General features: G+C 75.3%; 24 protein-coding genes. 13 read left to right on the top strand and 11 right to left on the bottom strand.

The genetic code is table 11. The annotated features are described in order from the left end of the window. The first annotated feature begins 137 nt into the window (after positions 1–137). Positions 138–443 (top strand): adhesin, encoded by a 306-nt coding sequence (locus PKE99_RS33615; protein ID WP_037053146.1) that lies wholly within the window; start codon positions 138–140, stop codon positions 441–443. Between the two features lie 95 nt (positions 444–538). Here PKE99_RS33615 and PKE99_RS33610 read toward each other — a convergent pair whose 3' ends face one another. The 6 genes from PKE99_RS33610 to PKE99_RS33585 form a co-directional block, all read right to left on the bottom strand. Further along, entirely contained in the window at positions 539–1,429 is an 891-nt protein-coding gene (locus PKE99_RS33610; RefSeq protein ID WP_037053145.1) for an oxidoreductase, read from the bottom strand. A 33-nt stretch (positions 1,430–1,462) separates the two neighbouring features. Next, complete coding sequence (locus PKE99_RS33605; protein WP_037053144.1) at positions 1,463–1,756, bottom strand: YciI family protein; 294 nt, start codon at positions 1,754–1,756, stop codon at positions 1,463–1,465. Next, a complete protein-coding gene (locus PKE99_RS33600; protein WP_231498439.1) occupies positions 1,753–2,262 on the bottom strand; it encodes an SRPBCC domain-containing protein in 510 nt (169 codons plus the stop codon). The genes PKE99_RS33605 and PKE99_RS33600 overlap by 4 nt, the downstream gene beginning before the upstream one ends. Next, positions 2,259–2,585: an ArsR/SmtB family transcription factor gene (locus PKE99_RS33595; RefSeq protein WP_231498437.1), complete on the bottom strand. Its 327-nt coding sequence runs from the start codon at positions 2,583–2,585 to the stop codon at positions 2,259–2,261. Before PKE99_RS33595 ends, PKE99_RS33600 begins: the two co-directional genes overlap by 4 nt. Further along, complete coding sequence (locus tag PKE99_RS33590; protein ID WP_037053143.1) at positions 2,582–2,956, bottom strand: VOC family protein; 375 nt, start codon at positions 2,954–2,956, stop codon at positions 2,582–2,584. Before PKE99_RS33590 ends, PKE99_RS33595 begins: the two co-directional genes overlap by 4 nt. A gap of 93 nt (positions 2,957–3,049) precedes the next feature. Further along, complete coding sequence (locus PKE99_RS33585; protein WP_037053141.1) at positions 3,050–4,696, bottom strand: ABC-F family ATP-binding cassette domain-containing protein; 1,647 nt, start codon at positions 4,694–4,696, stop codon at positions 3,050–3,052. Between the two features lie 32 nt (positions 4,697–4,728). Between PKE99_RS33585 and PKE99_RS33580 the strand changes: the two genes are divergently transcribed. The 3 genes from PKE99_RS33580 (at position 4,729) to PKE99_RS33570 (ending at position 8,485) form a co-directional block, all read left to right on the top strand. Further along, positions 4,729–5,445 carry a PIG-L deacetylase family protein gene (locus tag PKE99_RS33580; protein WP_037053139.1) on the top strand — a complete coding sequence of 239 codons (717 nt, stop codon included), beginning with the start codon at positions 4,729–4,731 and terminating at the stop codon, positions 5,443–5,445. Between the two features lie 61 nt (positions 5,446–5,506). Then, positions 5,507–7,186: a 2-succinyl-5-enolpyruvyl-6-hydroxy-3-cyclohexene-1-carboxylic-acid synthase gene (gene menD, locus PKE99_RS33575; protein WP_051738248.1), complete on the top strand. Its 1,680-nt coding sequence runs from the start codon at positions 5,507–5,509 to the stop codon at positions 7,184–7,186. A 198-nt stretch (positions 7,187–7,384) separates the two neighbouring features. After that, positions 7,385–8,485: a hypothetical protein gene (locus PKE99_RS33570; protein ID WP_271214959.1), complete on the top strand. Its 1,101-nt coding sequence runs from the start codon at positions 7,385–7,387 to the stop codon at positions 8,483–8,485. Between the two features lie 179 nt (positions 8,486–8,664). Here the strand turns inward: PKE99_RS33570 and PKE99_RS33565 are convergent, their stop codons facing one another. Together PKE99_RS33565 and PKE99_RS33560 are read right to left on the bottom strand one after the other, a co-directional pair. Next, positions 8,665–9,945, bottom strand: coding sequence for a calcium-binding protein (locus PKE99_RS33565; protein WP_231498435.1), 1,281 nt, complete (start codon positions 9,943–9,945; stop codon positions 8,665–8,667). 91 nt (positions 9,946–10,036) lie between these two features. Continuing rightward, entirely contained in the window at positions 10,037–10,654 is a 618-nt protein-coding gene (locus PKE99_RS33560; protein ID WP_037053135.1) for a TasA family protein, read from the bottom strand. Positions 10,655–10,848: 194 nt separating this feature from the next. Here PKE99_RS33560 and PKE99_RS33555 point away from each other — a divergent pair, with 194 nt between their 5' ends. Continuing rightward, on the top strand, positions 10,849–11,421 hold the full coding sequence (locus PKE99_RS33555; RefSeq protein WP_051738246.1) for a signal peptidase I: 573 nt from the start codon (positions 10,849–10,851) through the stop codon (positions 11,419–11,421). A 187-nt stretch (positions 11,422–11,608) separates the two neighbouring features. On the opposite strand, the gene PKE99_RS33550 is transcribed toward PKE99_RS33555, so the two are convergent. After that, on the bottom strand, positions 11,609–12,811 hold the full coding sequence (locus tag PKE99_RS33550) for an isochorismate synthase (RefSeq protein ID WP_231498433.1): 1,203 nt from the start codon (positions 12,809–12,811) through the stop codon (positions 11,609–11,611). Positions 12,812–12,890: 79 nt separating this feature from the next. Between PKE99_RS33550 and PKE99_RS33545 the strand changes: the two genes are divergently transcribed. Then, positions 12,891–13,376: a DUF3592 domain-containing protein gene (locus tag PKE99_RS33545; RefSeq protein ID WP_051738245.1), complete on the top strand. Its 486-nt coding sequence runs from the start codon at positions 12,891–12,893 to the stop codon at positions 13,374–13,376. On the opposite strand, the gene PKE99_RS33540 is transcribed toward PKE99_RS33545, so the two are convergent. Continuing rightward, complete coding sequence (locus PKE99_RS33540; protein ID WP_037053132.1) at positions 13,355–14,152, bottom strand: inositol monophosphatase family protein; 798 nt, start codon at positions 14,150–14,152, stop codon at positions 13,355–13,357. The two genes, PKE99_RS33545 and PKE99_RS33540, sit on opposite strands and share 22 nt — an antisense overlap. 84 nt (positions 14,153–14,236) lie before the next feature. Here PKE99_RS33540 and PKE99_RS33535 point away from each other — a divergent pair, with 84 nt between their 5' ends. Together PKE99_RS33535 and PKE99_RS33530 are read left to right on the top strand one after the other, a co-directional pair. After that, complete coding sequence (locus PKE99_RS33535; protein WP_269323057.1) at positions 14,237–15,460, top strand: glycosyltransferase family 4 protein; 1,224 nt, start codon at positions 14,237–14,239, stop codon at positions 15,458–15,460. A gap of 1 nt (position 15,461) precedes the next feature. Then, entirely contained in the window at positions 15,462–16,559 is a 1,098-nt protein-coding gene (locus tag PKE99_RS33530; protein WP_037053128.1) for a glycosyltransferase, read from the top strand. A 110-nt stretch (positions 16,560–16,669) separates the two neighbouring features. On the opposite strand, the gene bla is transcribed toward PKE99_RS33530, so the two are convergent. Then, positions 16,670–17,557, bottom strand: a complete 888-nt coding sequence (bla, locus tag PKE99_RS33525) for a class A beta-lactamase (protein WP_037053126.1) — start codon at positions 17,555–17,557, stop codon at positions 16,670–16,672. A gap of 87 nt (positions 17,558–17,644) precedes the next feature. On the opposite strand from bla, the gene PKE99_RS33520 reads away from it, so the two are divergent. The 5 genes from PKE99_RS33520 (at position 17,645) to PKE99_RS33500 (ending at position 22,293) form a co-directional block, all read left to right on the top strand. Then, complete coding sequence (locus tag PKE99_RS33520; protein ID WP_156068066.1) at positions 17,645–18,220, top strand: hypothetical protein; 576 nt, start codon at positions 17,645–17,647, stop codon at positions 18,218–18,220. 410 nt (positions 18,221–18,630) lie between these two features. Continuing rightward, positions 18,631–19,323, top strand: a complete 693-nt coding sequence (locus PKE99_RS33515) for a demethylmenaquinone methyltransferase (protein ID WP_037053124.1) — start codon at positions 18,631–18,633, stop codon at positions 19,321–19,323. Between the two features lie 530 nt (positions 19,324–19,853). Beyond that, complete coding sequence (locus PKE99_RS33510) at positions 19,854–21,227, top strand: geranylgeranyl reductase family protein (protein WP_081924702.1); 1,374 nt, start codon at positions 19,854–19,856, stop codon at positions 21,225–21,227. 138 nt (positions 21,228–21,365) lie between these two features. Further along, positions 21,366–21,731: an NADH-quinone oxidoreductase subunit A gene (locus tag PKE99_RS33505; RefSeq protein WP_037053122.1), complete on the top strand. Its 366-nt coding sequence runs from the start codon at positions 21,366–21,368 to the stop codon at positions 21,729–21,731. Positions 21,732–21,741: 10 nt separating this feature from the next. Next, entirely contained in the window at positions 21,742–22,293 is a 552-nt protein-coding gene (locus PKE99_RS33500) for a NuoB/complex I 20 kDa subunit family protein (protein WP_037053119.1), read from the top strand.

Below are 22,293 nucleotides of genomic sequence, written 5' to 3'. Positions count from 1 at the left end.
AACGCGACCGGCTCATCCACCAACTCCACAACCTCGGCTACCGGGTCACCCTCGACAAGACCGCGTAGCCCGGCTGCGGTCGATTCTCTTCACAGCCTGGTCTGCACGCCTGGCCGGTTCTCGGTACGGTCGCTCGAATGCTGGCAATCACCGACACCGCGGCAGAAGCCATCAAGTCCCTGACCACGGACGCCGAGCTGCCGGACGGCGGGGGGCTGCGGATCGCGGCCACCGACCCGGAGCAGGGCCTCGAGCTCTCGCTGGCGGCGCAGGCGGACCAGAGCGACACCGTGCTGACCGGCGAGGGGCTGAACGTCTTCCTCGAGCCGATGGCGGCCGAGGTGCTCGACGACAAGGTCCTCGACGTGCAGCCCTTCACGAACGAGCAGGGCCAGGAGGAGCTGCGCTTCGCGATCGGCCCGCAGGGCGAGCCGCAGGCCTGACGCACCGCACGTCCGACAGGGGCGGTCCCTCCACCCGGAGGGGCCGCCCCTTCGCCGTGCTCGGGACTGTCTGCAGGGCCGTCTGCAGGCCGTGTTCAGCGCCGCACGGGCACGGCGATCGACACGCCGGTGAGTGCCTCGGCGCGCTCCCAGAGCGCCCGCTGCACCGCGCGGTCGTGCGAGGCGCGGCCGGACCCGACCGGCCGCGGCGCGCCGCGGGTCTCGCCCGGCCCGCCGGGCCCGACGTAGGTGCCGCCGGGCAGGTCCGGCACCGTGGCCGCGTACAGCGTCGGCAGGGCCCCGGCGGCCGCGTCCTGGGCGACGACCCGGTTCGCGATCGCCATGAACCGGTCCTGGACCGTCCCGGTGCGGGTCTGCAGGTTGGTCGCCGCGTACCCGGGGTGCGCGGCCACCGAGCGCAGCAGCGATCCGGCGGCCACGAAGCGGTGCTGCAGCTCGTAGGCGAACATCAGGTCCGCCAGCTTCGACTGCCCGTACGCGAGCCAGCGCTGGTAGCGGCGCCGCTCCCAGTTCAGGTCGTCCAGGTCGATCCGCCCGATGCGGTGCATGAGGCTCGACAGCGTGACCACCCGGTCGGTGATCCGCGGCAGCAGCAGCCCCGTCAGCGCGAAGTGGCCGAGGAAGTTCGTGCCGATCTGCATCTCGAACCCGTCGGCCGTCCGCTGCTCGGGCACGGCCATCAGGCCGGCGTTGTTGACGAGCACGTCGACGGGACGGTCGAGGTCCGCGGCGAACCGGCCGACCGAGCTCAGGTCGGCCAGGTCCAGCTCGCGGACCTCGGTCGAGCCGGTGAGCGAGGCGGCGGCCGCCTCACCCTTCGCCGTGTTCCGGCAGGCCAGGACGACGTGCGCGCCCGCGGCCGCGAGCGCCCGCGCCGCCTCCAGCCCGATCCCGCTGTTGGCGCCGGTGACGACGACCGTCCGGCCGGTCAGGTCGGGGACGTCCGCTGTGCTCCAGGAGGCCATGCGGCGTTCCTACCAGCGGCGCCCCCGACCGGCTCAGCGGGTGACCGCCGAGATCATCGGGAACATCTCGAACCGGGCGATCCCGGCCACGACGGCCGGGTCCCCCTCGCCGAGCGCCCGGGCGTCGTCGAGCGACTCGCCGTTGACGATGCCGAGGCCCCACGCCCCGGCGGGGTCGGCGACCGGCCCGAAGAAGATCGTCCGCCCGGCCTCCAGGAGGCCCCGCCAGTACTCGCCGTGCTCCGTCATCGCGGCGCGCTCGCGCTCGTCCATCGTCATGGCGAAGTCCGGGCGCGGCGGCACGAGCCGGTACAGGAACCAGTTCACGGTGCGTCCTCCCGCACGGCGTCGGCGAAGGCGCCGAGGATCGTGGCCCAGCCGCGCTCGAAGGCGCCGCCGGAGTAGCCCCCGGGCAGCGCGCACGCGGCCCGCAGCTCCTCGAGCGAGAGCCGCTCCCAGCCCCGGTGCTCGAGGTCCACCCGGGTGGTGGTCCCGTCCAGGGCGACGAACCGCAGCTCGACCTCGGTCGGGGTGCCGGTGACGTTCCACGTCATCGTCAGCCCGACCGGCGGGTCCCAGGCCAGCAGCGTGCCCCAGTCGTGGCTGCTGCCGTCGTGCCAGTGCTCGGTGACCGTGCCGCCGACCCGGCGGTCGACGGTCACCGAGGCGATCCGGTCGCTGCCGCCGAGGGAGAACGGGTCGAGGGGCCACCACTCGGCGAGCCGGTCGACGAACACGCGGAACGTGCGCTCCCGGGCCGCCGCCACGACGGTCGAACGGTGGATGGGTGGGCGGGCGAGGTCGACCACCTCGCCGTAGGTCTCGCTGCTCACGACTCCTCCTCCACGAGGGCGCGCGCCCGGTCGAGCGCGTCGGACCAGATGCCGTCGAGGGCCGCCTGCAGCTCGCGGACCGCCTCCCGCCGGGCACGGTACAGCCGGCGGGTGCCCTCGCGGCGCTCCGCGATCAGCCCGGACTCCTTCAGCACGGTGAGGTGCTGGCTGACGGCCGTGCGGGACACCTCGAACTCCGCGGCGATCTCGCCGGCCGCGCGTTCGGTGGTGGCGACCAGCCGCAGGATCGCCCGGCGGCGCGGCTCGGCGAGGGCCCGGAGCATGGCCCCGACCCGGTCGTCGAGCGGGGCGGGAGAGGTCACGATCCCCCCGTCGGTCCCGCCCACAGGCCGACCGTGTTGCCGTCCGGGTCGGCGAACATCGCGAACGAGCCGTACCCCTCGGGCAGGTCGGTGGGCTCCACCAGCCGGGACGCCCCGAGCCCCTCGGCCTTGCCGAGCCAGGCGCCGAGGTCGTCGACCCCGACGTAGAACTTCACGCCTGTGTCCCCGGGCTGGTACGACGGCCCGATCCCGCCCATCAGCGGTCCGGGCTCCGAGTGCGTGTCGACGAGCCCGTAGCCGCCCCAGGCGGGGTCGGCGTTCACGGTCCAGCCGAAGAGCTCGCCGTAGAAGCGGCCCAACCGGCTGGGGTCGGTGCTGACGATCTCGAACATCGCGACCGGGTTTCCCATGACGACCTCCCGAGTTGTTCTGTGCGTGTTCGCTAACGTTAGCGAGAACTGACAGAAGGCGCAAGGGCCGATCCCGCCCGGTCGCGCAATGAATCAGGCCTCGGTGAGGCGGCCTTCCTCGACGCGCCACCGGCGGGTGGCGCGGACCGTGTCGAGCATCCGGCGGTCGTGCGTGACCAGCAGGACCGTGCCGGGGAAGGCGTCGAGGGCCTGCTCGAGCTGCTCGATCGCGGGGAGGTCGAGGTGGTTGGTGGGCTCGTCGAGCACCAGCAGGTTCACCTCGCGGGCCTGCAGCAGTGCCAGCGCCGCCCGGGTGCGCTCGCCGGGGGAGAGCGACGAGGCGGGCCGCGGCACGTGCTCCTTCGACAGCCCGAACTTGGCCAGCAGCGTGCGCACCTCGGACTCGGGCCAGTCCGGCACCGCCCGGCCGAACGCCGTGACCAGCGGCTCGTCGCCGAGGAAGAGCCCGCGGGCCTGGTCGATCTCGCCGACGGTCACGCCCGCCCCGAGCCCGGCGGAGCCCTCGTCGACCGGGATCCGCCCGAGCAGGGCGCCGAGCAGCGTGGACTTCCCGGCCCCGTTCGCCCCGGTGACGATCACCCGGTCCGCCCAGTCGACCTGCGCCGTGACCGGGCCGAGGACGAAGTCGCCCCGGCGGACGACGGCGCCGTCGAGCCGCGCGGCGACCGCCCCGGACCGGGGGGCCGCGGCGATCGTCATCCGCAGGTCCCACTCCTTGCGGGGCTCCTCGACGACGTCCAGCCGCTCGATCGCGCGCTGGGTCTGCCGGGCCTTGGCGGCCTGCTTCTCGCTGGTCTCCGCGCGCTTGGCCCTGACGTTCTTGTCGTTGTCCTTCGACTTCCGCCGCGCGTTGCGCACGCCCTGGGCCATCCAGTTGCGCTGCATCTGCGCGCGGTCCTTCAGCGCGCCGAGCTTGTCGTCGTACTCCTCGTAGGCCTCGCGGGCGTGCCGGCGGGCAATCTCGCGCTCGACCAGGTAGCTGTCGTAGCCGCCGTCGTAGACCCCGACCTGCCGCTGGTGCAGGTCCAGCTCCACGATCCGGTTGACGGTGCGGGCGAGGAACTCGCGGTCGTGGCTCACGATCACGGCCGGGCTCCGCAGACCCTGGACGAACTTCTCCAGCCGCTCCAGGCCGTCGAGGTCGAGGTCGTTGGTGGGCTCGTCGAGGAGCAGCACGTCGTAGCGGGAGAGCAGCAGCGCGGCCAGCCCGGCGCGCGCGGCCTGGCCGCCGGACAGTGCCGTCATGGGGGCGTCGAGCGGCACGCCGAGGCCGACCTCGGCAGCCACCTCGCCGGCCCGCTCGTCGAGGTCCGCGCCGCCGAGGGCGAGCCAGCGGTCGAGGGCCGCGGCGTACCTCTCCCCGTCCCCGCCCGCGCCGAGCTCCTCGGCCGCGGCGTCCATCGCGACCTGCGCGGCCGCCACCCCGGTGCGGCGGGCCAGGTACTGCGCCACGCTCTCGCCCGGGCGGCGCTCCGGTTCCTGCGGCAGGTGGCCGACCGTCGCGTCGGGCGGGCCGAGGGTGACCTCGCCCTCGGCGTCGCCTCCCCACCCACCCGGCTGCTCGCCGGCGAGCAGGCGCAGCAGGGTGGACTTGCCGGCGCCGTTCACCCCGACGAGCCCGACGACGTCGCCGGGCGCGACCACGAGGTCCAGGCCGCTGAACAGGACGCGGGCACCGTGCCCGGCGGACAGGCCCGTGGCCCGGAGGGTCGCGCTCATGACATCGCCGAGGGTACGGGGACGATGTGCGCATGACGCTCCAGCCCTTCCCCGACGACTGGTCGCGCGCCCTCGTCGTGGTCGCACACCCCGACGACATGGAGTACGGCGGGTCGGGCGCCGTCGCCTGCTGGACGGAGGCGGGCAAGGAGGTGACGTACCTGCTGGTCACCCGGGGCGAGGCGGGCATCGACACGATCCCGCCCGTGGAGGCCGGGCCGCTGCGGGAGGCCGAGCAGCGGGCGGCCTGCGCCGCCGTCGGGGTCGCGGAGGTGGAGTTCCTCGACCATCCGGACGGTGTGGTCGAGTACGGGCTCCCGCTGCGCCGCGACATCGCCGCGGTGATCCGGCGGCGCCGGCCCGAGCTGGTCGTCACGGGGAACTTCGCCGACCGCTGGCCGGGCGGCTGGCTCAACATGGCCGACCACGTCCACACCGGGCGCGCCGTCCTCGACGCCTGCCGCGACGCGGGCAACCGCTGGGTCTTCCCCGGCGCGGGCGGCGACCCGTGGACGGACGTGCGGTACCTCGCCGCGACCGGCGTGCCCGAGCCCACCCACGCCGTCGACATCGGGCCGGTGTTCGACCGGGCAGTCGCGTCGCTGTCCGCCCACCGGGCCTACCTGGCCGCGCTCGGCGACGACGTGATGGCCGACCCGGCGACCTACCTGCGGTCGCACGCCGAGGCGGTCGCGCAGCAGTTCCCGGGCGCGGACCTGGCCGTCGGCTTCGAGCTGTTCCCGATGTGACGGGGTGGTGTGAGCAGCGGAGCACGGCGGGACCGGCGGGTGGCGACATAGGGTCGGAGGCGTGAACCCGGCACCGACGAGCGACCCCGCGGCAGGGCCCGTCCAGGCCCGCGTGGTCGTGGACGAGCTGGTGCGCCTCGGCGTCACCGACGCGGTCCTGTGCCCGGGGTCGCGCAACGCGCCGCTCGCCTTCGCCCTGCACGCGGCCGACGCGGCCGGCCGGCTGCGCCTGCACGTGCGGATCGACGAGCGCACGGGCGGGTTCCTCGCGCTCGGCCTGGCGCTCGGCTCCGGCCGCCCGGTCCCGGTGGTCACGACCTCGGGCACCGCCGTCGCGAACCTGCACCCGGCGGTGCTCGAGGCCTCGCACTCGGGGGTCCCGGTGCTCGCGCTCACCGCGGACCGGCCCCCGGAGCTGGTCGGCACCGGCGCCAGCCAGACGATCGAGCAGCAGGGGATCTTCGGCGGGGCCGTCCGCCGGGCCGGCACCCTGGCCGTCGCCCGGCTCGCGCCCGGGGAGCCGGGACGGTGGCGCGCCGCCGTCGACCGCATCGTGGCCGCGGCGACCGGCGCCCTCGGCGAGCCGCCGGGTCCGGTCCACCTGAACATCCCGTTCGCCGAGCCGCTGGTTCCCGACCCGGCCGCGGAGGTTCCGCCCGGGCGCCCCGACGGCGCCCCCTGGACGGTGGTGCCGCCGGCGCGCCGGACCGCGCCGCCGCTGCCGCTGGACCCCTCGGCGCCGACCCTCGTGATCGCCGGTGGCGGGGCGGGGGTCGACCCGGCACTGCTGGGCGGGGCCCCGATCGTCGCCGAGCCGTCGTCGCCGCTGTGGCCGCACGCCCTGCGCAGCGGGCCCTGGCTGCTCGGGGCACCCGGCGGCCCGCCGCGGCCGCGGCAGGTGCTCGTCGTCGGGCGACCGACCCTGCACCGGTCCGTCGCGCGCCTGCTCGCCGCGTCCGACCTGCAGGTCTACGTCGCGGCGGACCCGCAGGGCACGCCGTGGACGGACGTCGCCGGCACCGTGCGGGCGGTCGGCGACGTGCCGGCCCTCGCGCCACCGCGGGCGTGGGTGCAGCGCTGGCGGGAGGCCGACGAGGTCGCGTCCGCCGCGCTCGACCGGGCGCTGCCCGAGGGGCCGCGAGGACTGTCGCTGGCACGCGAGCTGGTCGGCGCGCTGCCCGACGGCTCCCGGCTGGTCCTCGGCTCGTCGAACCCCGTGCGGGACGTCGCGCTCGCCGCGGTGCCGCGGACCGGCCTGTCCGTGCTGTCCAACCGCGGGGTCGCGGGGATCGACGGGACGGTGTCGACGGCCGTCGGCGCCGCGCTGACGCATCCCGGCCCGACGGTGGCGCTGCTCGGCGACCTGACCCTGCTGCACGACACCACCGGTCTGCTCATCGGCCCGGACGAGCCGCGGCCGGCGCTGTCGATCGTGGTGCTCAACGACTCCGGCGGCGGGATCTTCGGGCTGCTCGAGCAGGGGGCACCGGCACACTCCGCGTCGTTCGAGCGGGTCTTCGGCACTCCGCACCGGGCCGATCTCGCCGCGGTCGCGACCGGCCTCGGCGCCGCGCACGTGCTGGTCACCGCGCCGTCGGAGCTGGTCGAGGCCGTGCTGCCGGCCGGTCCGGGGCTGCGGATCGTCGAGGTCCGCGCCGATCGGGCGACGCTGCGCGCGGGCCACGCCGCGCTCGCCGACGAGGTCGCCACCGCCCTGGCCGCCCTGCCCGCCCGGACCTGAGCCTCCTCGCTACGGCGTTGGCCCGCAACGAGTATGGGCCGTCCGTCGCAGAGGGCTCGTCCGGGCGGTCACTGTGCGGCAGCTACTGTGCGGTCTGCGTAACGGCCGGTGGTGGAGCGCCGACAGGGGAGCGGAGCCGACGCTCCCGGCCTCGCCCGCTCCCCGCGCCCGGCCGCCCGTCGAACGACCGAGGTACCGGTGACTTCCAGCACCCGGAGCCGCGCGGACGCCCCCGCCGCGCGGCCCGCCGCCCCCGACGCATGGCCCACGGGCCGGCGCCGCCGCGGGGCCGGCCCCGGCGTTCCCGGCCGCGGTGCCGACGCACGCCCGTCCGTCCGCTTCCGTGTGCGGCCGGTGGCCGCGCGGGCCTTCGCGCTCGAGGTCGGTCTGGTGGCCCTGACCGGCGGGCTCGCGTGGACCGCGGTGCGGGGCGTCGACGCCGCGGGGCTGCCGGCCGCGCGGATCGCCTCCGTGCTCGTGTTCGCCGGGGGGATCTCGGCGGCCGTGATGATCGCCGTGGCCGGCCGGGCCTCCGGCAGCCGGCGCGCGGCCGGGATCGCCGCCGCGGTCGGCGGGGCCGCCCTCGTCGGGCCGCTGCCCGTGGCGCTCGACCTGGGCGGTGCGGCGGGCCTCTGGCCGGCCGTGGCCGTGGTGGGGCAGCTCGCCGCCGTCGCCCTGCTGGTGGTGGCGGTGCGCCGGCGGTCGCCCGCGCACCGGCCCGTCGTGACCCTCGCCGCCGCGGTGCTGGCCTGCGCGGCCGCCCTCGCCGGGACGCTGCACGGCCTCGCCCCCTCCGTCGGGCTGCCCGCCGCGCTGGTCGCCGACGCCGCCCTCGCCGCCTGGGCCGGCACCGGCGCGGCCGGCCTGCTTGCCGTCGGGGCGGGGCTGCGGCGGGACCGCCCGCTGCTGCGCCGGGTCGGGGTCGCCTTCGCCGTGCTCGCCGCCTCCCATGCCGTGCGGGCGTCGGGGGCCGCGGTCGTCGTGCCCGTCGCACTGACCTTCGCCGCCACCGCCGCGCTCCTGGCTGCGGCCGTGCCGTTCCTGTTCAGCGCGGTGCGGGGGCTGTGGGAGCAGCGCGAGGCGTACCGGGTGGAGGCGGAGCGGCTGCGCGCCGCCCTCCGCTCGGCCGGGTCCGAGACCCGCGCCCCGGCCGTCGCCGAGGTCGTGGCTCTCGCCGACGCGGTCGACGAACGCCGCAGGACGACCCGTGCCCCCCTCCGCCTCGTCGCGGCCCCGCCGCCGCGCGGCGAGCCCTCCCCGGCGCCGGAGGGGGCGCCGGGGAAGGTGAGCCGGGGGTAGTGCCCGCGGTCCGTGGACGGTCGGGGATCGTCTGCGCCGCTCCCGACGTGGTGATCGTTTCCGTGGTGATCTTTTCCGTGGTGATCGCTGTCCGGGACGGGATGCGGCCGTGGGTGGCCGAGGTCGGTCCGGGGCGGTGATCTTCGCTGGCCGGCAGGGCCGCTGCTGTGTGCCGCCGCTCAGGTGGGTGGGGCGGAGCTGGTGGGGTCGGCGGAGCCCTCCGGGACGGCCGCCGGGGCGCTGCTGCCGGGCGGCGGGTCGGGCGCGATCGTCGTCGGGACCGCGGTCGTCGTGGTGACCGGGGCGGGGGAGGTGGTGGTCGTCGGGTCGGCGCCGCCCTCGACGGCCGCGGCGAGGCAGCCGGTGGTCGTGTCGGAGGCGTCGGTGGTGCAGGTCGCGCCGTCGACCCCGCCGTCGAGCAGGTCGGCGCCGGCGCCGCCGTCGAGCGTGTCGAGGCCGGGTCCGCCGTGGAGACGGTCGGCGCCCGCATCGCCGGAGAGGCGGTCGGCGCCCGCCCCGCCCACGAGGACGTCGTCGCCCGTCCCGCCGGACACGACGTCGTCGCCGTCGCCCGTGGACACACAGTCGGCGCCCGCGGAGCCGATCACCGTGTCCGCGACCGGGGAGCCGAGGACCAGGAACGGTCCGGCGCTGCCCGGCCGGTCGCGCCCGGCGTCGAAGCTCGGCCGGGTCGCGGTCAGCGTGATCTTCTCGACGAAGGAGGCCGCGGTCATCCCGGCGGCCGTGCACTCGGCCGGCACGTCCCCGCCCGCGACCGGCGTGCCGGTGGGTGCGGTGGTGGTCGTGGGCGCAATTGTGCTCGTCGGCGTGGTGACGACGGCCAGCGACCGCGGGGTCGGCGACGCGCTCGTCGCGACGCCGAGGGTGCCGGACACGACGTCGGAGAAGCCCGAGCCGCTGGCGCCGTAGGCGTGGACGAGCAGCGGCACGTTCTGGTCCTTCTTGGGCGTCGCTCCGCTCAGCAGGCCGAAGGTGGCCGAGGTCGCCACGGCGGCGGTGCTGCCCGCCGCGACCGAGCTCGCGAGCGTGACCTCGGCGCCGTTGAGCAGGGTGCAGTAGTCGACCGTCGTGCCCCCAAAGGACAAGGTGATCGGTGTCGCCAGGGTCGTCCGCGACCAGGACCTCGTCGACGCCGAGTACGTGCAGAAGGCCGACGAGTAGGTCGAGGCCGGCTTGGCCTGCAGCGTCAGGCGCGCCGGCGTGGTGCCGGTGTAGACGACGTTCAGGATGGCGGAGGACACGCCGCCGAGCAGGACTCCGGTGTAGCTCAGCGCCGGCGCCCGGGACGACGTCCCGATCACCACGGTCGCGGCGCCCACGGTGCCCGGTTTCGCCTCGACGTCCGTGTACCGGGCGTAGGTGCCACTGCCCCCGGACAGGACGCCCGTGGCGGTGACGACCACCGCCACGAGCGTCCCGGCGATCACTCGGCGTCGCATCGAAATCCTTCAATTGCGGCGGCCGATCCTGAATGACGTGAACCGCCGGACGTTCATATCCTCGCAGTGACCCGCTAATGGTCTGTTCGGGTCAGCTCGTCACCTGGTCGAGGTTGAAGGTCGAATTCAGGGTGACCGTGTCGCCCTGAACGATGTTGCCCGTGTCTGCCGGGAGCGAGAAGACGAGTGTGTAGGTGGCGCTCTTTCCGCCCTCCAGGGTGCCCCCGGTAGGCAGCTTCTTACCGGACACGAAGTCCGCGAGCTTCGTCTTTCCTACCGTCGCGCCCGACGGGCTGCCGGTCACCTCGACCATCAGGTAGTCCTGCAGGTCGCCGGTCGACTTGCAGCCGCCTGTGAGCTCGCTCTCGGGCTCCGGACAACTGCCGTCTCCACCATTCACGGTCAGGGAGTTGGATAGGGTGCCTGCGATGGTCCCGGCGTTGCGCACGGTGATCGTCACCGGCGTGGGGCTCACATAGCCCGGCGCGATGTTGGAGGCGCTGAACAGCGTCGCGTTTGCAGGGGCGCTGCCCACCTCGAGGTCCAATGTGCCCGCGCCGATGGTGCCGCTCGGCCCGGTCTCCGTGTCGCTGAAGGCGGCGTAGGTGCCCGCCCCGATCGCGGCGGCGGCGACCACCAGCGCGACGAGCCCGACGATCAGGCCCGCCTTCCGCTTGCGGTTCTTCTTGTCTTCCGACTGAACGGCCATGCTGATGCTCCGGGGAGTGGATTTCGACGGGGCCGCGGGAACGGTGCGGAATCGACGCGGCAGGCTTCGAGTATCCGCACGGCACAACGCACGCGCCGATTCCGGAACCAATCGCCATTCGATCGGGTGGTGTTCCGTCGGGTCGGTGTGTGTTCCGGGTACGACTCGGTCGGACGACTGCACCGGGAGGGCGGATGGGCTCGCACGCGCGTACGGCGGACGCCGACCAGGAGACGGCGCGGCACGCCTCGGCGCCGCCACGGGTGCACCCGGTCCGCCGGGTCCTGAACCTGGTGCTCGGCCTCGTCGTGCTGGTCGTGGTCGCCCTCGCGGCGGCGGTCGCGCTGGTCCCCGCCGTGGTGGGCGGGCACTCGCTGACCGTCCTGTCGGGCTCGATGGAGCCGACGCTGCAGGTCGGGTCGGTCGCCGTGATCAAGCCCGTCGACACCGCGCAGGTCAAGCCGGGCGACGTCCTGAACTTCACCGACCGCGACGCCGCCACCGGGCAGGCGCGGGTCGTCACGCACCGCGTCGTCGAGGTCCTTCCGGGACCCGCGTTCGTCACCAAGGGCGACGCCAACCGCACGAACGACCCGGCGCCGGTCGCGGCGCAGGACGTCCACGGGGTCCTCTGGTACGACGTCCCCTACGTCGGCGGCCTGCGCGACCGCCTCGTCAGCCCCGCCGGCCTTGCCATCGCGGGCGGGATCGTCCTCCTCGCGCTCGCCCTCGCCCTCCTCGTGCCGAAGCACGCGAAGCAGCGGTAAAGGCCCTCAGTACTGCTCCTTCGGCACGAGACCCTGCTCGCAGGCGTACGGGAACTGGGCCTCCCCCCGTCCCCCGACGTGTCGGCCGCCCGAACCGACGGCATCCGCGCCCTCCGTCGCGCAGGGACGTGAAGCTGTTTCAGCGGAGTAACGGAATACATCGACGGGGCAGTGAGCTCGCCGGCTCCTACCCCTCCAACGCCTCCCGCACCGCGAGGAGCTTGGCGGCGGCCTCGCGGACCTCGGTGTCGGGGTCGGAGTCGGCGACGATGCCGCAGCCCGCGAAGAGGCGGGCGACGGGTCCGGCGAGCTGGGCGCAGCGGAGGGCGACGCCGAGCTCCCCGCCGCCGTCGGCGCCGACCCAGCCGACGGGGCCGGCGTAGCGGCCGCGGTCCATGCCCTCGAGGGTGGCGATGAGGGCGACGGCGTCCTCGCGCGGGGTGCCGCCGACCGCAGCGGTGGGGTGCACAGCGCCGGCGATGCGGAGCAGGGAGGCGTCGCCGCGGACCCGGCCGCGGACGTCGCTGGCCAGGTGCGAGACGTTGTGCAGGGCCAGCACCGTCGGCTCCGACGGCACCTCGAGCGAGCGGCAGAAGGGGCGCAGCCGCTCGGCCAGCGAGTCGACGGCGTAGGCGTGCTCCACGCGGTTCTTGTCCGAGCTCAGCGAGCCCTCGCCCGGCCACACCGTGCCGGCCAGGACCCGCGACTCGACGACCGCGCCGCGCTTGCGCAGCAGCAGCTCCGGGGTGGCCCCCACCAGCCCGTCGACGGCGAAGGCCCAGCAGGTGGGGTAGCGCTCGGCGAGCCCGCGCAGCAGGTGCCGGGGGTCGTGCGGGGCCTCGTCGACCGCGAGCAGGTCGTGGGCGAGGGCGGCCTTGTCCAGCTCGCCCGCCCGCATCCGCCGGACGGCCTCGGCGACGGCGGCGCGATAGCCCGCGACCGGCAGGTCGCCGTCGGCGTAGCGGAGCCGGGTGCTGGGCCGGACCGGCTCGGCCGCGGTCATGGGGTGCGGGTCGCCGAACTCGGTGACCCACGCGCGCCCGCCCCGCATCCCGACGATGACCCGCGGCACCACCAGCACGGACCCGGGCGAGCGGTCGGCGAAGGTCAGTGACGCGAAGGCGACCGCTCCGGTGCCCGGCAGGCCCACCTCGTCCGTGACGTCGAGCTCGGCGAGCAACCGCCGCCACCAGGCGTCGGCCTCGGCGAACCGGCCCGCGCCCGTGCCGGTGAAGCGCGCGACCTCGCCCCAACCGACCAGTCCCTCGCCGCCGCGCACCCAGGACAGCGCGCCCCGCGCCTCCGGCAGGAGCGACAACAGGCCGCCCGCGGGCGGGTCCACCTCACGGGTCCGGACCTCCAGACCGGTGGGCAGCGCAGCGGTCGTCACGCCGTCGAGCGTAGGCACCGCGACCGGCCGGCGCCCGTCCCCGGCGGGGAGGCGGTAGCCACACTCCTATGCTCGACCCATGGCCGGAGGCGTGGCGGGCGAGGTGTTCGTCGAGGCCGGGCGCACCGCCCGGGCCGTCGGCCGCACCCTGTGGCGGCGGCTGCCGACGATCCTGACCGGGCTCGCCGTGCTGGCCACGTTCCTGTCGGTCGTCGGGTTCCTCGGGGCCGTGGCGGACGACGTCGCCATCAACCGCAACCGCGCCACCGCCACCGCCGAGGTGCTGGACGGGTCCACCTTCTCCCGCACGCTCGTGCGGTTCCCGGTACCCGACGGCCAGCTGCTGGTCCCCGAGCGGGGCGTCTACCACCCGCGCGGCCTGCAGCCGGGCACGACCGTCCTGGTCGAGTACGACCGCGCCGACCCGGACCTGGTCCGCGTGGCCGGGCGCACGGCGTTCTCCGGCCTGCCGCTGACGATCGGGTTCGTCGCCCTCGCCTGGGCGGCGTTCGGCGGGGCGGCGGTGCTCGTCCGCAGGCGGCGTCAGGCCGCCCACCACGAGTAGACCTGCTCGACGACGGCGGGGACCGCCACCAGCAGCCCGTCCGCCGGCATCGGGTCGGGCCGCCCGGCCCGGTCGACGACCACGGCCCCGGCCTCCAGCGCCAGGCAGAGCGCGCCGGCGACGTCCCACTCGTGGTAGTCGTCGATCACCGCGGCGACCGCCCGGCCCAGCGCGACCTGCGTGATCGCGAGCGCGGTCGAACCCAGCACCCGCACGCCCGTGTGGTGCGCGGTCGCGCGCTCGGTGAGCTGCGGCGAGGGCGACTCGGCGCAGACCAGCGCCCCGACGGCGGTGGTGCGGGTCGCCGCGCGCACCGGGGTGCCGTTGGCCCGCACGCCGCGCCCGCGGGCCGCCGCGTACATCTGCGCGCGACTCGGGTCGGCCACGACCCCCACGACCGGCCCGTCGCCGTCGACCAGGCCGAGGCTGTAGGCGCACCACGGGAAGCCGGCGACGTAGTTGGCCGTGCCGTCGACCGGGTCGACGATCCAGCGGTAGGCCGAGCCGGCCGCCGTCGCGTCGGCGCCGTACTCCTCGCCCACCACCGGGATGCCGGGGAACTCGGCGGCCAGGACCCGGCGGGTGTGCCGTTCGAGGGTGCGGTCGGTGTCGGTGACCCAGTCGAAGGGATCGGCCTTGGCCTCGGACCCCGGCGCGCGGCCGGCGGTCGCGGCGATCACCTCCGCCGCGTCGTTGGCGAGCCGGCCCGCGACCTCGAGGGCGCGGGAGAGCAGCCCGGGGTCCACCGGGGTCGGGGTGCGGGTGAGGACCGTCATGGCGCCGAGGGTCCGCGAACGGGGTATCGCCGGGGCGTCCCGCCGGTGACGGCCCGGGGTGGGCCCGCGTGAACTCTCGCGCTGTTGTCCGGACGTTCCCCCGCAGGTCACGTCGCCGACGGCGGGTGGCGCGGCGGGCACGACAGCTTCTCCGACGTGCGTGTCGCGATCGTGTCCGAGTGCTTCCTCCCCGTGGTCAACGGCGTCACGAACTCGGTGCTGCGGGTGCTCGAGCACCTGCGCGACGCCGGGCACGACGTCCTCGTCGTCGCCCCCGGCGCCGACGAGCCGGACTCCCACGACGGCGTCCCGGTCGTGCGGGTGCCGGCGCTGGAGCTGCCCGTCGTGTCCTCGATGCCGGTCGGGGTGCCGAGCCGGCGGATCGTGAAGGCCCTGCGCGCCTTCCGGCCCGACGTCGTGCACCTGGCCGCGCCGTTCGTCGTCGGTGCGCGGGGGTTGTGGGCGGCCCGCCGGCTGGGGATCCCGACGGTCGCGGTCTACCAGACCGACGTTGCCGGGTTCGCCTCGTCGTACGGGCTCGGGCTGACCGCGCGCGCCGCCTGGCGCTGGACCTGCCGGCTGCACGCGCAGGCCGACCGGACGCTGGCGCCGTCGAGCTGGGCCACCGAGGCGTTGCGCGAGCGCGGGGTGCCGCGGGTGCACCAGTGGGCCCGCGGCGTCGACACCCGGCGGTTCACCCCGGCCCGGCGGTCGGCCGCGGTGCGGGAGCGGCTGGCGCCGAACGGGGAGCTGCTGGTCGGCTACGTCGGCCGGCTCGCCCCGGAGAAGCAGGTGGAACGGCTGGCCGCGCTGCGCGGGATGCGCGGCACCCGGCTCGTCGTGGTCGGGGCCGGGCCCAGCGAGGAGCGGCTGCGGGCGGCGCTGCCGGGGGCGGCGTTCCTCGGTTTCCGGGGCGGCGACGAGCTGGCCGAGCTCTACGCCTCCCTCGACGTCTTCGTCCACACCGGCCCCGCCGAGACCTTCTGCCAGGCCGTGCAGGAGGCGCTGGCCAGCGGGCTCCCGGTCGTCGCACCCGACGCCGGCGGCCCGCGCGACCTCGTCCTGCCCGGCCGGACCGGCTACCTCGTCCCGCCCCTGCCCGACGACGAGGCGGGCCGGCCCGCCGCCGACGCCGCCCTCCGCGCCGCGGTCGACCGGCTCCGCGACCCGGGCCTGCGCGCCGAGTTCGGGGCGGCCGCGCGCCGCTCGGTCCTGCGCCGGACCTGGTCGACGGTGTGCGACGAACTGGTCGGCCACTACTGCGAGGTCGCCGGGGTCACGGGGCTCCTCCACGACGAGGCCGCCTGACGTGCGGATCGTCCAGCTCGCCAACTTCTACGGGCCGCGCTCGGGCGGCCTGCGCACGGCGCTCGACGCCCTCGGCACCGGCTACGCCGCCCGCGGCCACGAGGTCGTGCTGGTCGTCCCCGGTCCGCGGGCCGAGGACCGCCGGCTTCCCGGCGGCACCCGCCGGATCACGGTTCCGGCGCCGCGGATCCCCGGCACCGGCGGCTATCGCGCCGTCGACCCCTGGCGGGTGCAACGCCTGCTCGACCGCCTGCGGCCCGACGCCCTCGAGGTCTCCGACCGGCTCACCCTGCGTGGGCTGGGCGCCTGGGCCGCGCGCCGCGGCATCCCGAGCGTGGTGATCTCGCACGAGCGGCTCGACCGGCTGCTGCACCAGTTCCTGCTGCCCGCGGGCACCGCCCGCCGGGTCGCCGACCACGCCAACGCGCGGATGGCGGCCGCCTACGACACGGTCGTGTGCACCACTGGGTTCGCGCGGGCGGAGTTCGACCGGATCGGGGTGCGCAACGTCCGGCAGGTCCCGCTCGGCGTGGACCTCGCGACCTTCTCGCCGCGGCGGCACGACCCGGCGTTGCGGGCCCGGCTGGGTGGCGGTGCCGACGCCCTGCTCGTCCACTGCGGGCGGTTGTCGCCGGAGAAGCACCCCGAGCGCAGCGTGGACACGGTCGCCGCGCTGTGCGATGCCGGGCACCGGGTGCGGCTGGTCGTCGCCGGGGACGGGCCGCGGCGGGCGGCGCTGGAGCGGCGGGCGGCCGGGCTGCCGGTGTCCTTCCTCGGGTTCGTGCCGGACCGGGCGCGGCTGGCGGCCCTGCTGGCGTCGGCCGACGTCTCGCTCGCCCCCGGCCCGCACGAGACGTTCGGGCTGTCGGCGCTGGAGTCGCTGGCCAGCGGCACGCCGGTGGTGGTGTCGCGGTCCTCCGCACTGCCCGAGATCGTCGGCGACCCCGGGGCCGAGGACTCGCCCGAGGACTTCGCCCGCGGCGTCACGACCCACCTCGCCGCCGACGAGGGGGTCCGCCGCAGCGCCGCCCGCACCCGCGCCGAGGGTTACGGCTGGCCCGCCTCCGTGGAGCGCATGCTGTCCGTCCTCACCCCGTGAGTGGCAACTGCCCCTAGAGGGGCAGTTGCCACTCACGACCCCTGCTGAGCTGCGGGTTTCGGACAGCGCCGGGCGCTCGACCTCGGGAGCCCGGGGCTCGGTGGACTGGCTCAGGCGAAGGACCGGGCCACGATCCGGGCGGCCTCGGCGACGGTCGGGGCGGCGTCGGCGTCGGGATCGGGCGGCTCGGTGTAGACCGCGATCACCAGCGGGGCCCGCCCGGGCGGCCAGACGACCGCGACGTCGTTGATCTCGCCCCGCGCGCCCGCCCCGGTCTTGTCGCCGACGACCCAGTCCGCGGGCAGTCCCGCGCGGATCCGGGTCACGCCGGTGGTGTTGGCCTTGAGCCAGCCGACGAGGACGTCCCGGTTGTCGGGCGTGAGGCCGTCGTCGAGGGCGAGAAGGCGGGTGTTCGCGGCCATCCGTGCCGGGGTGGAGGTGTCCAGGTCGCCGTCGCGGGCGTTGAGCGCGGTCTCGGTGCGGTCCAGCCGGCTGACCGGGTCACCCGCGCTGCGCAGGAACGCCGTGACCTTCTCCGGTCCGCCCAGCACGCCGAGCAACAGGTTCATGGCGGTGTTGTCGCTCAGGGTCATCGCGGCGTGGCAGAGCTCGCCGACCGTCATCGACGTGTGCTTGCCGGTCTCGGGGGAGTTCGGGACGAGCACGGACGAGGTGTACGGCACCACCCGCTCCAAGATGTCCCGGTCGGCCTCGAACTGCCGGCGGTGCAGGATCGCCGCAGCGGCCAGCAGCTTGCCGGTCGAGCACAGCAGGAACCGCTCGTCGGCCCGGTGTCCGAGCGCGGCGCCGGAGCCGGTGTCCAGCGCGGACACGCCGAGGCGGCCGCCGGCCCGTCGTTCGAGGTCGGCCAGCTCGGCCTGGGCGGGGGCAGGGTCGAAGGTGGGTGTGGCCGGTGGGTCGGCGCAGCCGGTCGCGAGAGCACCCAGGCCGGCGAGTCCGGCGAAGAGGACCGCGCGACGGGGAAGCGAGGCGATCATGTGACGCACGGTAGGCGGCCGCGCACGCTCCGTCCTCCGTAGAGTCACGGATGCCCGGAGGTGGTCGTGCGGGCGAGGCTCACGGACATGAACAGGACCGTGGTGGTCGAGCCCACCGGCGAGCACGCGACGATCGACACCGCCCTGGCCCGCGACGCGATCGCCGGCCTCCTCGACGCCGACCCGGACGTCCGGCGGCGGGTGGCGGAGCTGGTCCAGCTCGAGCCGGAGCGCGTCGCGCCGCCCGTGCTGTACGCGCTGTCCGAGGTACTGCTCGACCAGGGCCGTCCCGCCGACGCCGCCTTCTGGTTCTACGCCGGGCAGGTCCGCGCCCGGTTCGACGCCCGCCGCTGCACCGACGCGACCGCTGCTGCCGCCGTCGACGCCCTCAATCAGCGCTTCGGCGGCCCCATCAACCGCTTCGCCTTCACCGACCCCGAGCGGTTGCGGCGCACGGTGATCCGCGCCGTGGCCTGGGACCGCCGCACCCAGCACGCCTACGACCACCGCTGGATCGCGCTGCACGGGATGGGCGCCTACCTCGGCTCGGACGGCCCGCTCTCGGTGCCGGAGGGGGAGTGGGACGCCCTCGCCGCTCGCACCCGCGCCGAGTACCTCGAGGGCCTCCGCACCGCCCTCCGCGCCATCCCCCACCCCCGCTGACCCGACATCGCCGACTCGGTGAGCGAAAGTGCCGACTCGGGAGTCGGGGGTGGGCGCGACTCGCAGGGGGTGAGGTCCCGACTCGCGAGCGCGGAGACCCCGACTCGCACAGCTCCCGACTCGCGATCCCAGAATTCGCGACTCGCGGCCCCAGAACTCCCGACTCGCGGGCGGATAGCTGTCGCTCCGCGAGTCGGGAGTTCCTGCACCGCGAGTCGGGAGTTCCTGCTCCGCGAGTCGGGAGTTCCTGCACCGCGAGTCGGGAGTTCCTGCACCGCGAGTCGGGAGTTCCTGCTCCGCGAGTCAGGGTGTGAGGTTCCGCGAGTCGGGGTGTGGGCTTCTGTGAATCGGGGCCGGCCGCCCTCCGGCCCACGGGCGGGACGCAGGGGCGGGGCCGTAGGGTTCCCGCTGTGGGCAGGGCCGAGCTCGACAAGGACCCGCACGACGTCGCGGCGATGTTCGACGACGTCGCGCGGCGGTACGACCTCACCAACACCGTCCTCACCGCCGGGCAGGACCGGCGCTGGCGGCGGTTGACCCGGGAGGCCCTGGAGCTGCGGCCCGGTCAGCGGGTGCTGGACCTGGCCGCCGGGACCGCGGTGTCGACGGTCGAGCTGGCGAAGTCCGGGGCGTGGACCGTCGCGGCCGACTTCTCCCTCGGGATGCTGAAGGCCGGGGCGCAGCGCCCGGTGCCCAAGGTCGCCGCCGACGCCCTGCACCTGCCCTTCGCCGACGACGCCTTCGACGCCGTCACCATCAGCTTCGGCCTCCGCAACGTCGCCGACACCGCACGCGCCCTCGCCGAGCTCGCCCGCGTCACCCGGCCCGGCGGGCGTCTCGTGGTGTGCGAGTTCGGCACCCCGACGTGGACGCCGTACCGCGTCGCCTACCAGGACGTGGTGCTGCGCCGGGTCCTCCCGGCGATCGCGCGCCGGGTCTCGTCGAACCCCGAGGCCTACACGTACCTGAGCGACTCGATCCTCGACTGGCACCCCCAACGCCGGCTCGCGGAGATCATCGCGGGCGCCGGGTGGTCCCGCGTGGCCTGGCGCGACCTCGCCGGCGGGGCCGTCGCCCTGCACCGCGCCACCAAGCCCGCCTGACGACCGACTTCGCCCGCAAGCCCACCCGACGAGCGACTGCGCCGCCAGGCCCGTCTGACGCCCGAGCCCCTGGTGGGCTTCCGCCCGGCTCTCCTCCTGCGCGCACAACCGTTCGCGCCGCTCACACCTCGTCGACGCCCTGTGCGGCTGACCTTCCGGGTGTGCGACGGCGCTCGGCGGGTGTGCCGCGCTCGCCCGGGTGTGCCGATGGTTCCTGCAGGTGTGCCGCTCCGCCCCGACGACGCCCGTCCCTCTCCACCGTGGCGTCGCGCCACCTGATCAACCCGCCGGGGCGCAGCTCCCCGACTCCCCGGAGCCCAACTCCCGACTTGCGTGAGCCCAGCCCCCGACTCGCGGGAGCCCAGCCCCCGACTCGCGGGAGCCCAGCCCCCGGCTCGCGGGGGCCTCGCCGATCTTCCCGCTGATCGTTCCCCAGCTCGCGACCCGATCGGTCGGGGGTGCCTGGACATCCCGCCGAACTTCGTGAAACAGTTCACAAGAACCTCGTGAACCAGTTCACAAGGAGCGGAATGCAGGCGCCCGAGCCCACCACCAACGGCGCCGCGGCCCCGCAGGCCGCGGGCTCGCGAGGTGCTGCCGGGCGCACGGCGGGAACGGCGGACGCGGACGTGCTCGTCGTCGGCGCCGGACCCGCGGGCTCGACGGCCGCGGCCCACCTCGCGCGCGCGGGCCTGGACGTGCTGGTGCTGGAGAAGGCGACCTTCCCCCGGCCCAAGGTGTGCGGCGACGGCTTCACCCCGCGCGGGATGAAGCAGATCATCGACCTGGGCATCGACTGCTCCGAGGGGAACGGCTGGCTGCACAACCGCGGCCTGCGCGTGGTCGCCGGCGGGGTGAGCCTCGACCTGCCCTGGCCCACGCTCGCGAGCTTCCCGGACTTCGGCGCCGTCCGCCCCCGCCAGGACTTCGACGAGCTGCTGGTCCGGCACGCGGAGAAGCAGGGCGCCCGGCTGCGCGAGGCCACCACGGTCACGGCCGCGGTGGCCGACGAGCGGACCGGCCGGGTCGTGGGCGTCGAGGGCCACGAGGGGCCGGAGAAGCGGCCGGTGTCGTACCGCGCGCCGCTGACCCTGGCCTGCGACGGCGTGTCGGCGCGGGTCGCGCTCTCGCTCGGCATCGCCAAGGACGACCGCAGGCCCCTCGGGGTCGCCGTCCGGCGCTACTACGAGAGCCCCCGCACCCACGACGACCACCTCGAGACCCACCTCGAGATCTGGGACCGCTCCGACCCGGAGCACCCGCGGCTCCTGCCCGGCTACGGCTGGGTCTTCGGGATGGGCGACGGCACCTCGAACGTCGGGCTCGGCGTCCTCGGCACCGACCGCAGGGCCGGCGGCTCCTGGGACTACCGGGCGCTGCTGCGGTCCTGGCTGGACGGTCTGCCGGAGGAGTGGGGCTACCGGGAGGACAACGCCGTCGGCGGCATCGGTGGCGCCGCGCTGCCGATGGGCTTCAACCGGACCCCGCACTACCGCCCCGGCCTGCTCCTCGTCGGCGACGCCGGGGGCATGGTCAACCCGCTCAACGGCGAGGGCATCGCCTACGCGATGGAGTCGGCCACGGTGGCCGCCCGGTGCGCGGTGCAGGCCCTCGCCCGGTCCGGCGACTCCCGCGAGGCCGCACTGGCCGCGTACCCGCGGGAGATCAGCCGGGCGCTCGGCCGCTACTACCGCCTCGGCACCGTCGCCGCCCGCCTGATCGGCAACCCGACCGTCATGCGGGTCGCCACCCGGCACGGGCTGCCGCGGCGGTCGGTGATGCAGGCCCTGCTCAAGCTGCTCGCCAACCTCTACGACGACCCGACCACCGCGCACGACCGGAAGGAGGGCGAGTGGAGCGACCGCATACTCGGCGCGTTGACCCGGCTCACCCCGGCCCTTTGAGATCCCAGGCCCGGGACCGGTAAGGCGGGCCTGACCACCCGGGCGTGACCCCGCACACGTAGGGTCACGCCGCGGACCGGCCGGGTCACCCACCGCCACGTTCAGACCAGTCGGCAGTGCAGACAACGAAGGTGCACGATGCTCGATCCCTATCTCGCGTTGTTCCTGATGTTCGTCCTCGCGGGAGCGTTCGCGCTGTTCTCGGTGACGGCCGCCCCGTACGTCGGGCCACGTCGGTACAACCGCGCCAAGCTGGACTCCTACGAGTGCGGGATCGAGCCCTCGCCGAAGCCGGTGGTGGGTGCCGGCCGGATGCCGGTCGCCTACTACCTCACGGCGATGCTGTTCATCCTCTTCGACATCGAGATGGTCTTCCTCTACCCGTTCGCCGTGAACGCGGACGCGCTCGGCCTGTTCGGCCTGGTGGAGATCGTCCTGTTCATCGTCACCGTGGGCTTCGCGTACGCGTACGTGTGGCGCCGCGGCGGCCTCGACTGGAACTAGGGGAACCGGAATGGGACTCGAGGAGCACCTGCCCAGCGGCGTCCTGCTGACCAGCGTGGAGAAGCTGGTCAACTGGACCCGCAAGTCGTCGCTCTGGCCCGCCACCTTCGGTCTGGCCTGCTGTGCGATCGAGATGATGACCACCGGTGCGCCGCGCTACGACCTGGCCCGGTTCGGCATGGAGGTCTTCCGGGCCTCGCCCCGGCAGGCCGACCTGATGATCGTGGCCGGCCGGGTGAGCAACAAGATGGCGCCGGTCCTGCGCCAGATCTACGACCAGATGCCCGAACCCCGGTGGGTGCTGGCGATGGGCGTCTGCGCCAGCTCCGGCGGGATGTTCAACAACTACGCGGTCGTGCAGGGTGTCGACCACGTCGTGCCGGTCGACATGTACCTCCCCGGCTGCCCCCCGCGCCCGGAGATGCTCATGGACGCGATCCTCAAGATCCACGCGAAGATCATGGACGAGCCGCTGGGCAGCAAGCGGGCCGCGGAGCTGGCCGCCAGCGGGCACAAGACGGAGCTGGTCCCGTCGTCCGTCAAGTACGCGAAGAAGAAGTAG

The organism is Pseudonocardia halophobica, assembly GCF_027922425.1.
GTDB lineage: Bacteria > Actinomycetota > Actinomycetes > Mycobacteriales > Pseudonocardiaceae > Pseudonocardia > Pseudonocardia halophobica.
The sequence above is the reverse complement of the archived record's forward strand: the minus strand, read 5'-3'. Positions and strand labels throughout refer to the sequence as shown.

What these genes read in the sequence shown, in the direction of transcription:
- bla (WP_037053126.1), bottom strand. Translation starts at nt 17,557, where the DNA reads ATGATCGCCTCGCTTCCCCGTCGCGCGGTCCTCTTCGCCGGACTCGCC.
- PKE99_RS33510 (WP_081924702.1), top strand. Translation starts at nt 19,854, where the DNA reads ATGCAGGCGCCCGAGCCCACCACCAACGGCGCCGCGGCCCCGCAGGCC.
- PKE99_RS33580 (WP_037053139.1), top strand. Translation starts at nt 4,729, where the DNA reads ATGACGCTCCAGCCCTTCCCCGACGACTGGTCGCGCGCCCTCGTCGTG.
- PKE99_RS33545 (WP_051738245.1), top strand. Translation starts at nt 12,891, where the DNA reads ATGGCCGGAGGCGTGGCGGGCGAGGTGTTCGTCGAGGCCGGGCGCACC.
- PKE99_RS33505 (WP_037053122.1), top strand. Translation starts at nt 21,366, where the DNA reads ATGCTCGATCCCTATCTCGCGTTGTTCCTGATGTTCGTCCTCGCGGGA.
- PKE99_RS33585 (WP_037053141.1), bottom strand. Translation starts at nt 4,696, where the DNA reads ATGAGCGCGACCCTCCGGGCCACGGGCCTGTCCGCCGGGCACGGTGCC.
- PKE99_RS33555 (WP_051738246.1), top strand. Translation starts at nt 10,849, where the DNA reads ATGGGCTCGCACGCGCGTACGGCGGACGCCGACCAGGAGACGGCGCGG.
- PKE99_RS33500 (WP_037053119.1), top strand. Translation starts at nt 21,742, where the DNA reads ATGGGACTCGAGGAGCACCTGCCCAGCGGCGTCCTGCTGACCAGCGTG.
- PKE99_RS33615 (WP_037053146.1), top strand. Translation starts at nt 138, where the DNA reads ATGCTGGCAATCACCGACACCGCGGCAGAAGCCATCAAGTCCCTGACC.
- PKE99_RS33520 (WP_156068066.1), top strand. Translation starts at nt 17,645, where the DNA reads ATGAACAGGACCGTGGTGGTCGAGCCCACCGGCGAGCACGCGACGATC.
- PKE99_RS33565 (WP_231498435.1), bottom strand. Translation starts at nt 9,945, where the DNA reads ATGCGACGCCGAGTGATCGCCGGGACGCTCGTGGCGGTGGTCGTCACC.
- PKE99_RS33560 (WP_037053135.1), bottom strand. Translation starts at nt 10,654, where the DNA reads ATGGCCGTTCAGTCGGAAGACAAGAAGAACCGCAAGCGGAAGGCGGGC.
- PKE99_RS33610 (WP_037053145.1), bottom strand. Translation starts at nt 1,429, where the DNA reads ATGGCCTCCTGGAGCACAGCGGACGTCCCCGACCTGACCGGCCGGACG.
- PKE99_RS33540 (WP_037053132.1), bottom strand. Translation starts at nt 14,152, where the DNA reads ATGACGGTCCTCACCCGCACCCCGACCCCGGTGGACCCCGGGCTGCTC.
- PKE99_RS33590 (WP_037053143.1), bottom strand. Translation starts at nt 2,956, where the DNA reads ATGGGAAACCCGGTCGCGATGTTCGAGATCGTCAGCACCGACCCCAGC.